This is a genomic window from Bifidobacterium sp. ESL0827 (assembly GCF_052606685.1).
Genome location: NZ_CP199597.1, coordinates 1,554,917 through 1,567,164, shown reverse-complemented (window position 1 = coordinate 1,567,164; position 12,248 = coordinate 1,554,917). Strand labels below are relative to the sequence as shown.

Below are 12,248 nucleotides of genomic sequence, written 5' to 3'. Positions count from 1 at the left end.
TCAGACCGGACTTTACAGCTGTATGGATGCGGTCTTGCTTCACTCTCTGATTATGGCTGATCGCTTATTGCCAAGGATGGTAGGCAGCCACGGCATTGCTCCTGCCCGGAAGAGGCCCTCATAAGGGGACGATGATACAGTGAATTGCATGTCTGACGTATCCTCCAGAGACACTATTCCGACCTTTGCTGATATCACCACAGTGGGTGTAGGCGGGAGCATGGCCGCTTTCGTCCAGCCCCGGAACCGCGTGGGCATGATCGAGGCTGTGGAGGGCGCGGATTCCAAGGGGCTGCCCCTATGCCTGATCGGCGGAGGATCCAATCTGCTTGCCTCTGACCAGGATTTTCCTGGCGTGGTTGTACGTGACACCCGTCAGGACATCAGCGTTCCTGACGAGGTGGCTCCGCCTGAGGGCGGCGTCCCCGTTGTCCATATCAACGCCACGGCTGGGACCAACTGGGATGATCTGGTCTCCTACTGCGTGCGCATGCACCTGATCGGGGTAGAGGGTCTATCCGGCATCCCCGGGACTGTCGGGGCCTCGGTGGTCCAGAACATCGGCGCCTACGGCCAGGAGGTCGGGCGCCTAGTCGACTCGGTAGAGGTCTGGGACCGCCAGGACAAAATAACTGCCTATCTGCGGGCCTCGGATCTGGATTTCGGATACAGGACCTCCCTGCTCAAGCAGACCATGTACCAGGCGCCGGCTGTGCCCGATGCACGGTTCTTTCCGACGCCGCGCTACGTGGTTCTTTCGGTCACCCTGGTCCTGCGACACGGGTCGGCAGCTCAGGTGGGTTCCGCCCAGCTGGCTAAGGTCCTGGGCGTGGAGCCCGGAGCAACGCTTCCTCTGGAACGGATCCGCCAGGCGGTTCTGACTGTCAGAGCAGGCAAGGGGATGCTGGAAGATCCCTACCGGTACCTGACTGATTGGATGGGATCATGCCGCCGTACTTCCGACCTTGAAGAGGCTCTGGAGGCAGTCCAGGATGACCTTCACGGCCCCAGGGGCGAACGGGTGCTGCTTGACCGCCATGGTTGCGGAAGTTTCTTCACCAATCCGATCATCAGTCGCCAGGCCGCGGATGCCCTGCCGGCGGATGCCCCGCGCTATCCTGTCGAAGACTCGGCGTTGGTCAAGACCTCAGCAGCCTGGCTGATCGATCATTCAGGTTTCCACAAGGGCTTCGCTTTGGAGCAGGGGTCGGCTGCCGCACTGTCTGACGTGCACACGCTGGCCTTGACCAATCGCGGAGGTGCCGGCTCAGACGACATAGTGGCCCTGGCCCGTGCTATCCAGAAAGGCGTTGATTCCGCCTTTGGCATCCATCTGATTCCCGAGCCCGTTACTCCGGGTATTGACCTGGCCTGGTAGCCTTTACATTCACGTAATGAGCGTATACCGGTTTTCTACGGCATCATATCCTATGATTACTCGCCGGAGCGGGACTCGTGAGTCTGGAGCAAGATGGAATTATTCAGGAAGAAATCGGTTGAACAGACCCTGGCGGAGACCGGGGAGGAGGGCAGGTCGCTCAAGCGGACGCTGACCACCTGGGACCTGGCCATCATGGCAGTCGCAGTGGCCGTGGGTGCCGGCATCTTCTCGGTGGGGGCCCAGGCGGCGGCCTTTCATGCAGGGCCGGCCGTCATCATCTCCTTCGTCATCGCAGGCATTGTCTGCGCGGCAGCCGTTATGTGTTACGCGGAGTTCGCATCCATGATCCCGGTTTCAGGCTCGGCCTACACCTTCACCTACAACACCATGGGCGAACTGGTGGCTTGGATCATCGGCTGGGACCTGATTCTGGAGATGCTCATGGCCGCCTCGGTCATCTCCAAGTACTGGGGCGTCTACCTGAACGACTTCATCCATCTGATGGGGGGCACCTCGTTCAGCTCCAGCTTCCATGTGGGAGGCATGGATGTTGACCTGGCCCCACTGGTGGTCGTCACCCTCTTCACGGTTCTTCTGGTCCTGGGCACCAAACTTTCTGCCCGGTTCGACGGGGCCTTGACCGTCCTCAAGATCGGCATCGTGGTCTTCGTTATCGTGGTGGGCTTCTTCTACGTCAAGATGGACAACTACCGGCCCTTCATCCCGCCTTCCGAACCAGCTTCGGCCGTTCCGGGGGCCAGCGTGCCAGGAATCATGGGCCAGCCTCTCTGGCAGTGGGTTTCCGGCATGCAGCCCACCATCTACGGTGTCCCCGGCATCCTCTCAGGCGCCGCCTTGGTCTTCTTCGCTTTCGTGGGCTTCGACATCGTCGCCACCACCTCCGAGGAGGCCAAGGAGCCCCACAAGACCATTCCCCGCGGAATTGGTCTGGGCATGCTGATCGTCATCACCCTGTACATCCTGGTAGCCATCGTCACCACCGGCATGGTCTCTTACAAGGATCTGGCCAAGGCCAAGAACCCCTCCCTGGCAACCGGTTTTGAGATGGTAGGTGCTCCCTGGGCTGCCAAGATTATTTCCTTCGGCATCGTGGTGGGGCTGACCACTGTGGTTATGGTGCTCCTGCTGGGGCTGACGCGAATCGTCTTTGCCATGAGCCGCGACGGGCTTCTTCCCCGTGCCCTGTCCCGCACTGGCCGGCATGGCACGCCTGCCCGCATTCAGATCCTGGGCGGCATCGTGGTGGCCGTGGTAGCCTCCTGCTTCCCCATAGATGTCTTGTCCGACATGGTCAATATCGGCACGCTCTCGGCCTTCCTGTTGGTGGCCATCTCCCTGCCCATCATGCGCAAGCGCAGGCCCGACCTGCCTCGGTCATTCAAGATGCCTGGCAACCCCTGGGTCCCCATTCTGATCGCTCTGGCCTGCCTCTGGCTTATGCTCAACCTGACCGTGCTGACCTGGATCCGGTTCGTGGTCTGGTTGGCTGCGGGTCTGGCCATCTACTTCGGCTACTCCTACCGGCACTCCCTGCTCGGCCGTCATCAGCTTAGCGGGAAGATATCCAAGGCCACCCAGGCCGGTCTGGACTGACCTGGAGCGTCGGCGCTGGAGTGTAGAGTAAATACTCGCATACTCAGGAGGTAACCCATGACCTACGTCATCGCTCAGCCCTGCGTGGACGTCAAGGACAAGGCCTGCGTGGACGAATGCCCGGTGGACTGCATCTACGAGGGCGTCCGTTCGCTCTACATCAACCCCAACGAGTGCGTGGACTGCGGCGCCTGCGAGCCGGTCTGCCCGGTGGAGGCCATCTTCTACGAGGACGACCTGCCCGAGGAGTGGACTTGGTATAAGGACGCGGCGACTGATTTCTTCGCCCAGGTGGGGGATGCCGGCGGCGCTGCTGCGGTCGGCCCCTACGATCACGATCCGGAGGGTGTAGCAGCTCTGCCACCCAACAAGTAGTCGATTAAGGCTGACGAGCCGCGGATGGGAGCCACCCCACCGCGGCTTGTTTATAAGAGAAAGGCAGGCGATGGGTTTTCACTCTTTCGAATCCCCCTATGACTGGTCAAGGATTGACACTTACCGGCGGCGTGCTGAGCAATGCCCCGGCGGTCTGATTGACCTCTCGGTGGGTTCGCCGGTGGATCCTGTACCCGGATCGGTCAGGGATGCCCTGGCGGCGGCTGCAGATGATGGCCAGGCGCGAGGATATCCAAAAACTGCCGGTGATGATTCCCTGAGGCAGGCCGTGGCCGACTGGTTCCGTCGTCGTCGCGGCGTCGATCTGGATGCCTTGGGCGCGGACCTGGTGCCTACGGTCGGGTCCAAGGAGGCGGTGGCACTCATGGCCTCCCTCCTGCATCTGGGCCCGGGGGATCGGGTGGTACAGCCGACGGTATCCTATCCCACCTATGCCATCGGAACCCAGCTGGCCGGGGCTCAGGTGACAACCGTGGATGATCCGGCTGATACAGATTCATGGGTGGATCTGTCTGGCGTGCGAGCAGTTTGGATCAATTCGCCAGGCAACCCCAGTGGGCAGGTCATAGACCGAGCCGGGTTGTCCAAGATTGTAAGGGCGGCTCGCTCGATTGGTGCCACGGTCCTGAGCGACGAGTGCTATGCCATGCTGGATTGGTCAGGAACTACCCAAGTCGGGCAGAATGCGCCGATCCCGGCCTCACCCTGCATCCTGGAACCTGAAGTCTGTGGCGGCGATGCCAGCGGCATACTCTGTCTGTATTCGATGAGCAAGCAGTCCAACATGGCCGGGTACAGGGCGGCCCTCGTGGCCGGCGATGCTCGTTTGGTGAAGGCCATGACCGCCTACCGCAAGCAGGTGGGACTGATTGTGCCAGGTCCGGTACAGCGGGCCATGCGAGCCGCTCTGGAGGACGGAGAAGCTGTTATGGCCCAACGCGAGATTTACTCTCGTCGTCTTCGGGCCTTGGCTCAAGCTCTGACGGCTTACGGATACGATGCCGTCATGCCACAGGGTGGACTTTATATCTGGGCGCAAGCCCGTTCGGGCGATTGCTGGGCAGATATGGCCGACCTGGCCCGTATGGGGATTCTGGCCAGTCCTGGGGAGTTCTACGGGGATAGTCGCCGTTTGCGATTCTCATCCACCATATCTGATGATCAATTGGAGCTGGCCCTGGATTGTTTGCATACAGGCGCTTAGAGACCCATGCTGACTGAACCCTTGCCGTAGCGGTTCCTGATGGAGTCCATGGTGGCCTCTGCCTGATCCAGGCGCTGGGACTCGCTGCCGGTGTGACGTTTGCTCTCGCGCATGATGTCGTCCAAGGATGGCTGGATGGGGGTATCTTCCACACGGCTCAGACCGGATGCGCTGACACCGGCTAGGCGGATCAGCCTGGGCAGGGAGGTGTCCATGGGAACACCCTCAGGCAGCCCCAGCATGGCCTTAAGCAGTCCGACCGCCTGCGGATAGATGCGATTGGCTGAGTTGACCGGTGTCTCCAAGGTATGGGCCTTGGTCATATAACGCAGGTCATCAAAGCGCAGTTTGACAGTGATGGTCCGGGCGATCAGGTCATGCGCTCGCAGTCCGGTGGCCACCTCGTCGCTGCAGGCGCGCAGGAGGTCGCAGACCTGCTTCATGCTGGTGGTGTCGTGCAGGAAGGTGCGTTCCGCGCCCAGGGATTTCTCAGGTGCTCGTGGCTTGACCGGATCGTCGTCCAGGCCGTGGGAGGCCTGTGCCAGCATCCGTGCTGTGACGGTCGAACCTGTGGCCCGAGCCAGATCCCGCTCACTCATGGTGGCCAAGTCGGCTACATCCTTGATGGCCCAGGCGTTGAGCCGCTTTTCCAGGGCCGGTCCGATGCCGGGGATGCCGCGCAGGGGCATCAGCTGGACGAACTCGGCCTGCCGGGCCTTGGGGATCAGCAGCATGCCGTCAGGCTTGGCATTGGTGGAGGCCATCTTGGCTACCAGCTTGTTGGTGGCGATGCCCACCGAGCAGGTCACGTGGAATTGGCGGGCCACGCTGGCTCGAATCCACCGGGCTATGGCTGTGGGCATGCCCCAGCGCATGAGCGCCCCGGACACATCCATGTAGCACTCGTCTACGGAGACCTGCTCGATCTGATCGGTGATTTGTGAGAAAACCGTATCAAATATCCGTCGTGAAATGCCCCGGTAATAGGTCATATCGACCGGGAGGAAGACCCCTTGAGGGCATAGTCGCTTGGCACGTGCCAGAGGCATGGCCGAGTTGATGCCGAAGGCTCTGGCCTCATAGCTGGCCGCGGAGACCACCGAACGCTGTCCGGTGCCGATAATGACCGGCCTTCCCTGCAATTGCGGGTGTCGAGCGACTTCACAAGAGGCGTAGAAAGCATCCATGTCAATATGCAGCACCGTGCAGCCGGTCTCGTCATGTCCCCAGTCCTTCTTGGCGGCTGCAAGCCTTGGTGCGGTACTCATGGCTCCATGATAGAAGGGGGCCCCGGAGGAACATACGATAAATTATTCTCGAATGTAAATTCTTAGAAAAGATTCACTTTTCTGGTTTTTATCCATGAAAAATGGACGAACCTGTCCCTATTCCATCCGATTCTGCTGCTCCGGCGAGTCAGGTCAGTCAATCATGGTATTCTATTGTTTTGTTCTCGAAAATTGAGGGACTAAGGTCCCGGATCGGGAGCCAGCATGGAGACGTGCCTGAGTGGCCGAAAGGGGCACCCTGCTAAGGTGTTGACTGCGCAAGCGGTCCAGGAGTTCGAATCTCCTCGTCTCCGCCTGATGGCCGGTGATTGTTGATTTTGCACGATCGCCGGTCTTATTTATTGCCATTGGTATCTGTTTCCCTGTCTCTTGCAGGGCTGCAGTCTGGGAGGATTCAAGTCTGTGAGGTGGCGGACCGATGGTGCATGGCATAAGTCTGTCTGGCAGTGCAGATCACCGCTGGGCAATGGCTGCATGCCACCTCCCTCCGATCATGTGGTGGATGGAGCTTGGCTTCCAGACAGGGGAATCAGCATGTGGCCTTCGCCCAGTGCACTGGGCTGGACACTGCCCTGCAGAAGATCGTCCAGCCGACCATTGAAGGCTGGCACTGCCGCGGGCTTCAGGTCGTAGGTCAGTCGCACCCGGTCAGTGAAGTCCTCGCTTTCCATGTGTCCCCCAGAGGTGCGGATCAGACGGCGAAGGGAGTCGTACTCCGGGTAGTCCACGGTGATCGTGAAGCGCTCCGTCGGGAGCACGCGTGCCGATCTTGCTGCCTTGAGTGCCAGGGAGGCTGCTGAGGAATAGGCTCGGATCAACCCCCCTGATCCCAAAAGGATTCCCCCGAAGTATCGGGTCACGGTCAGGACGCAATCGGTCAGTCCATGTCGACGCATGACCTCAAGTATGGGCTTGCCGGCCGTTCCTGAGGGTTCTCCGTCATCGCTCATGCGCTCGCTGGTGCGGCCCTCGGGTCCCCAGATCGCGCAGTGGCAGACGTGCCGGGCTTTGGGGTGCTGTAAGCGGACCTTTTGGACGAAGGCCATGGCCGCATCTTGGTCCTCCACATGGCAGGCCTGGCCGATGAACTCGGACTTCCGCTCGGTCAGAGAGCTTGTGGCCGGTTTCTGCGGCGTATCCAATATGGTGAGCAAATCGGCTTGCCTCCTATGCCTACCGTCTCCTCGGTTCCTGCGCTATCTCCATGTTAGAGGGGATTCCGGGCCGAGTCTGATATCAAGGAGGCGACCTAAGCTGGCCGCATGACCAATCCTCAGGACCAACCGGAAACCGAACCTCCACCAGCCGGCAAGCCCCACGAGGCCCTGACCGTCTTCTATGAAAGGTTCAGGCACTCCACGGATACGGCTGAGCTGCACGAATTCGCCCGCAGCCCACTGCCCGACAGGTCAGATCAGGCTGCTTTCTCCCGCTTCACGGCATTGCTGGAGGCGGTGGCTGGCAATGAACACACGCCGGTGGAGGACAGGGTCTACCTGGCGCAGACCATGCCCTTTCCCAACATTCTGGTCAAGCTCTCCCAGGATTCCAGCTCCGAGGTCCGCCGGGCGGTGGCCGCCAACAAGGACGACAAGAACTGGCTGGCAGGTCTGCTCACCAAGGATGACGACGCCGGAGTCAGGGCTGCCGCGCTGACCAACCCTATGACCTCTTGGAAGATGCGTCTGGAAGGCGCCCAGGATGAACGAACCGATGCCGAGACACTAGACTTCCTGGGAGCTTTGGGCACCCGCGCGGAGCAGGATGCCCCCCATGTGCTGGCCGCCATGGTGCGCCGGGCCGTGGCCCTGAATCCCAACACGGGACAGGCGACCCTTGAGGCCCTGAGCAAGGACCCGGACGGTCAGGTGGCACGGGCGGCTGCCTCCCGTTGAAACAGGAGCGGACGCGAATTTTGACGAACGGCATACAGGCGTTACAATAATGGATTGTTGTGTTTCCCTAAGGGGTCCTCAAAGCGCTTTTCCCACTCGCCGTCTAGGACTTTAAGGGAGCCCACGGAATACATGGCTTTCGGCCGGCATGGCAGCATGCGGCGCGGAGAGCCTGAAACACAATGCAAGGAAAAGGTTGAATCGTGAAGACTTTCACCCCGAAACCAGCCGATCTGACACATGACTGGTATATCGTCGACGCCTCCGGTGTGGTGCTGGGGCGTCTGGCAGCTCAGGTGGCCGATCTGCTGCGCGGCAAGAACAAGCCCACCTATGCGCCCTACGCCGACTCCGGCAACAACGTCATCGTCATCAACGCATCCAAGATGGTGCTGACGGGCAACAAGAACGACAAGGTGCTCTATACCCACTCCGGTCGTCCCGGCGGCCTGCGTCGCGACTCTTACGGGCAGCTGATGGAGCACAACCCCGAGCGCATCATCATGACGGCGGTCAAAGGCATGCTGCCCAAGAATAAGCTGGCCAAGGTCCAGCTGACCAGGCTGCGGGTCTTCGCAGGCGAGGAGCATCCTCACACTTCACAGCAGCCCATTGAGTACAAGATCCATCAGGTTGCCCAGCAGGCCAAGTAGGACCAGAGGAGATAATCACCATGGCTGAAAACAACAACAGCTCCGCGGTTCTTGAGGCCGAGGAGACCAGTGCTTCCTACACTTCCGAGACCAACGCCGGTGCAGGCACCGGCACCTCCGCCATCGAGCCGGGCTACGGCACTGGCCGTCGCAAGGAGGCAGTCGCCCGCGTTCGTCTGATCCCGGGCTCCGGCAAGTGGAGCATCAACGGGCACACCCTGGAGGAGTACTTCCCCAGCAAGCTGCACCAGCGCGAGGTCAACTCGCCTATTGTGCTTCTCAAGCTCGAGAACAAGTTCGACGTGGTTGTACGCGTCGAAGGCGGCGGCGTGACCGGCCAGGCCGGCGCAGTCCGGCTGGGCGTCGCACGCGCCTTGAACGCCATCGATAGGGACGCCAACCGTCCTGCCCTGAAGAAGGCCGGATTCCTGACCCGTGACGCCCGCGTGGTGGAGCGCAAGAAGGCTGGTCTGCACAAGGCCCGTCGCGCCCCGCAGTTCTCCAAGCGCTGACGTTCGCAGTTTCTTTTATCCCCGAGGTTCTCATGGACCTTGGGGATTTTTTCATGCCTGGATTCATGCCTGGCTGGTCCAGTCTGAAGCGAACGGTAAAGCGCACGTTCAGGTGCGGAAAATGACCAGAAAAACCACGAATTCCCACACGACACGCTTCAAGCGAACGTTCACTCATCCTGGGGCTCAATGGTGCCCCCTCGGGTCTATATTGTGACTTTCGTCACGTTATGACGGAAGCCTTTCATGGATCTGCACGGTCTGGAGACTGTCTGCTGGTCCTGATCGGAATCCGTGGAACATGAGGAGGGCCAATATCTTGGCTGAAACGCAGAAGCAGAAGCATGAGCATCAAGTGAAGGAGCCGCCAGTCGGCAGGGAAGGCAGCCCGGCCGACAGCAGTGAGCAGGCCCGCTTGGAGGTGGATGCATTGGTTGTCCGCGCACAGGCGGCTCTACGCGCCTTTGAGAAGCTCGACCAGGAACAGGTGGACCGGATCGTGGCCAAGGCATCCATTGCGGCCCTGAACAAGCACCTGCATTTGGCGCAGATGGCCGTGGACGAGACTGGACGCGGCCTGGTGGAGGACAAGGCCACCAAGAACATCTTCGCCTGCGAGCATGTGACCAACTATCTGGCCAGGCAGCGCACCGTGGGCATCATCAGGGAAGACGACGTGGACGGCATCATCGAGGTGGCCGAGCCGGTGGGAGTCGTGGCCGGGGTGACCCCGGTGACCAACCCTACCTCGACTGCCATCTTCAAGTCGCTGCTGGCCTTGAAAACCCGCTGTCCCATCGTTTTCGGTTTCCACCCCTACGCCCAGCGCTGCTCGGTGGAAGCGGCCCGGATCGTTCGAGATGCCGCCATCGATGCAGGCGCTCCGCAGGATTGCATTCAGTGGATCGAGCACCCCTCAGTCGAGGCCACCGGCGCCTTGATGCAGCATCCCGGTGTGGCTACCATTCTGGCCACCGGAGGCACCGGTATGGTCAAGGCCGCCTACTCCTCGGGCAAGCCGGCATTGGGTGTAGGAGCCGGCAATGCCCCGGCATACGTGGACCGCAGGGTCAACGTGCCCCGGGCCGTCAACGACCTGATCCTGTCCAAGCATTTCGACTACGGCATGATCTGCGCTACAGAGCAGGCCATCATCGCTCATCAGGATGTGTATGACCGGGTGATCGAGGAGATGAAGCGGCGCAAGGCTTACTTCGTCAGCCCTGAGGAGAAGGTCAAGCTGGAGGAGTACATGTTCGGCGTGCGTGCTCATGCCGGTGCCGATGCGCCCGCTCCCAGGCTCAACTCTGAGGTTCCGGGCAAGTCCCCCCAGTTCATCGCTCGTCAGGCCGGCTTCGAGATACCCGAGGATGCGACTATTCTGGCTGCCCAATGCGACCAAGTCGGGCCCATGGAACCGCTGACCCTGGAGAAGCTGGCTCCGGTTCAGGCTGTGCTCAAGGCGAGCAACAAGGAAGAGGGCTTCACTTTCTGCGAGCAGATGCTGCGCTACGGTGCCGGGCACACGGCCGCGATCCACACCGATGACGAAAGGCTGGTGCGCGAGTATGGCCAGCGCATGCACGCCTGCCGGATTGTATGGAATCAGCCGAGCTCCCTGGGCGGCATCGGCGACATCTACAATGCCATTGCCCCCTCCCTGACCCTGGGCTGCGGCTCCTACGGGGGCAATTCGGTCTCGGGCAACGTTCAGGCGGTCAATCTGATCAACGTCAAGCGGATCGCGCGGAGGAACAACAACATGCAGTGGTTCAAGGTGCCGGCCAAAACCTACTTCGAGCCCAACTCCGTTCGCTACCTGCGTGACATGTTCGGCATCCGCCGGGCCGTCATCGTATGCGATAAGGTTATGGAGCAGCTGGGGATCGTCGACAAGATCATCGATCAGCTGCGCGCCCGGTCCGAGCCGGTCACCTTCCGCATCATTGACTACGTAGAGCCGGAGCCTAGCGTCGAGACGGTGGAGCGCGGCGCGGCCATGATGCGCGATGAGTTCGGCCCCGACACCATCATCGCCGTGGGCGGCGGCAGCCCCATGGACGCAGCCAAGATCATGTGGCTGCTCTATGAGCACCCGGAGATCTCCTTTGCCGATGTTCGGGAGAAGTTCTTCGACATCCGCAAGCGGGCCTTCAAGATTCCGCCCCTGGGCACCAAGGCCAGGCTGGTCTGCATTCCCACCTCCTCGGGCACGGGTTCGGAGGTCACCCCATTCGCGGTCATCACCGACCATGAGACCGGATACAAGTACCCCATCACCGACTACGCCCTGACCCCCAGCGTGGCCATCGTGGATCCGGTTCTGGCCCGCACCCAGCCCAGGCAGCTGGCCTGCGACTCGGGCTTCGATGCTCTGACCCACTGCATGGAGGCCTTCGTCTCGGTCTATGCCAATGACTACACCGACGCCATGGCCCTGCACGCCGCCAAGCTGATCTGGGACAACCTGGAGCCTGCCGTGGGCACTGCCGGCGGCGAGGCCAAGACACGCGCACAGGAGAAGATGCACAATGCGGCGACCATGGCAGGCATGGCCTTCGGTTCGGCCTTCCTAGGCATGTGCCACGGTATGGCGCACACTATCGGAGCCCTCTGCCATGTGGCCCATGGACGCGCGAACTCCATCCTCCTGCCCTACGTGATCCGCTACAACGGACGGGTCCCGGACGAGCCGACCAGCTGGCCCAAGTACAGCCAGTACGTGGCCCCGGAGCGCTACAGGCAGATGGCCCATGTGCTAGGCATCGAATCATCTACCTCCGAGGAGGGTGTGGAGCTCTTGGCCTGTGCCGTTGAATCCTACAGGGACGAGCGCTTGGGCATGGATGCGTCCTTCCAGGCAGCCGGAGTGGACGAGGACCTCTACTGGCAGTCCCTGGATCAGATCGGCATGCGCGCCTATGAGGACCAGTGCACGCCCGCCAACCCCCGCATTCCGTTGATTGAGGACATGAAGGACATCGCCGTGGCCGCATACTATGGGGTCAATCAGGAGGAGGGCCACCGGATGAGGGTCGCCCGTCAAGGTGATGGAGCGGCTCAGGAGGCTTCCCAGCGGGTCTGACAGGGTCGTAATTGAGCCGTGGGTTCCCTTGGAAGAAGCGCGACACACCCGGATTCTTCTAGGGGAACCCTCGTGCTTTAATAAGAAAGTTGCCTGTTTTGGGCTCGCATTTTGTCAATCACAATAGCGGGTGCAGCGAGGAGTCCCATCCCCACGGGATTCTCCACGGCTGCGCATGGATCCGGCTGAGGCCTGTCGGGAGGAATGTCTCCTTGCGGC

The 12,248-nt window shown here is 61.0% G+C and carries 10 protein-coding genes and 1 tRNA gene; 9 read left to right on the top strand and 2 right to left on the bottom strand.

Annotated elements, in window-relative coordinates:
* Positions 1-148 precede the first annotated feature (148 nt).
* From ACUIAI_RS06385 to dapC, 4 genes are all read left to right on the top strand, one after another.
* Positions 149-1,378, top strand: coding sequence for an FAD-binding protein (locus tag ACUIAI_RS06385; protein ID WP_445341890.1), 1,230 nt, complete (start codon positions 149-151; stop codon positions 1,376-1,378).
* A gap of 93 nt (positions 1,379-1,471) precedes the next feature.
* A complete protein-coding gene (locus tag ACUIAI_RS06380; RefSeq protein WP_445341889.1) occupies positions 1,472-2,995 on the top strand; it encodes an amino acid permease in 1,524 nt (507 codons plus the stop codon).
* Between the two features lie 57 nt (positions 2,996-3,052).
* Entirely contained in the window at positions 3,053-3,370 is a 318-nt protein-coding gene (gene fdxA / locus ACUIAI_RS06375; protein WP_015022367.1) for a ferredoxin, read from the top strand.
* A gap of 70 nt (positions 3,371-3,440) precedes the next feature.
* Positions 3,441-4,595, top strand: a complete 1,155-nt coding sequence (gene dapC, locus ACUIAI_RS06370) for a succinyldiaminopimelate transaminase (RefSeq protein ID WP_445341888.1) — start codon at positions 3,441-3,443, stop codon at positions 4,593-4,595.
* Here dapC and dinB read toward each other — a convergent pair.
* A complete protein-coding gene (dinB, locus tag ACUIAI_RS06365) occupies positions 4,592-5,863 on the bottom strand; it encodes a DNA polymerase IV (RefSeq protein WP_445341887.1) in 1,272 nt (423 codons plus the stop codon). The two genes, dapC and dinB, sit on opposite strands and share 4 nt — an antisense overlap.
* Before the next feature lie 227 nt (positions 5,864-6,090).
* Here dinB and ACUIAI_RS06360 point away from each other — a divergent pair.
* Positions 6,091-6,177 (top strand) — tRNA-Ser (locus tag ACUIAI_RS06360).
* A gap of 198 nt (positions 6,178-6,375) precedes the next feature.
* Here ACUIAI_RS06360 and ACUIAI_RS06355 read toward each other — a convergent pair.
* Complete coding sequence (locus tag ACUIAI_RS06355) at positions 6,376-7,038, bottom strand: YigZ family protein (RefSeq protein WP_445341886.1); 663 nt, start codon at positions 7,036-7,038, stop codon at positions 6,376-6,378.
* Between the two features lie 108 nt (positions 7,039-7,146).
* Between ACUIAI_RS06355 and ACUIAI_RS06350 the strand changes: the two genes are divergently transcribed.
* From ACUIAI_RS06350 to adhE, 4 genes are all read left to right on the top strand, one after another.
* On the top strand, positions 7,147-7,779 hold the full coding sequence (locus ACUIAI_RS06350; protein ID WP_445341885.1) for an AbrB family transcriptional regulator: 633 nt from the start codon (positions 7,147-7,149) through the stop codon (positions 7,777-7,779).
* Between the two features lie 203 nt (positions 7,780-7,982).
* Entirely contained in the window at positions 7,983-8,432 is a 450-nt protein-coding gene (gene rplM, locus ACUIAI_RS06345) for a 50S ribosomal protein L13 (RefSeq protein ID WP_046323307.1), read from the top strand.
* Between the two features lie 20 nt (positions 8,433-8,452).
* Positions 8,453-8,944: a 30S ribosomal protein S9 gene (rpsI, locus tag ACUIAI_RS06340; protein ID WP_445341884.1), complete on the top strand. Its 492-nt coding sequence runs from the start codon at positions 8,453-8,455 to the stop codon at positions 8,942-8,944.
* Between the two features lie 355 nt (positions 8,945-9,299).
* On the top strand, positions 9,300-12,029 hold the full coding sequence (gene adhE / locus ACUIAI_RS06335) for a bifunctional acetaldehyde-CoA/alcohol dehydrogenase (RefSeq protein ID WP_445342831.1): 2,730 nt from the start codon (positions 9,300-9,302) through the stop codon (positions 12,027-12,029).
* Positions 12,030-12,248: the final 219 nt, after the last annotated feature.

Bases quoted from the DNA above. Each gene is read 5' to 3' on its own strand.
- ACUIAI_RS06385 (WP_445341890.1), top strand. From the start codon at position 149: ATGTCTGACGTATCCTCCAGAGACACTATTCCGACCTTTGCTGATATC.
- ACUIAI_RS06380 (WP_445341889.1), top strand. From the start codon at position 1,472: ATGGAATTATTCAGGAAGAAATCGGTTGAACAGACCCTGGCGGAGACC.
- fdxA (WP_015022367.1), top strand. From the start codon at position 3,053: ATGACCTACGTCATCGCTCAGCCCTGCGTGGACGTCAAGGACAAGGCC.
- dapC (WP_445341888.1), top strand. From the start codon at position 3,441: ATGGGTTTTCACTCTTTCGAATCCCCCTATGACTGGTCAAGGATTGAC.
- dinB (WP_445341887.1), bottom strand. From the start codon at position 5,863: ATGAGTACCGCACCAAGGCTTGCAGCCGCCAAGAAGGACTGGGGACAT.
- ACUIAI_RS06350 (WP_445341885.1), top strand. From the start codon at position 7,147: ATGACCAATCCTCAGGACCAACCGGAAACCGAACCTCCACCAGCCGGC.
- rpsI (WP_445341884.1), top strand. From the start codon at position 8,453: ATGGCTGAAAACAACAACAGCTCCGCGGTTCTTGAGGCCGAGGAGACC.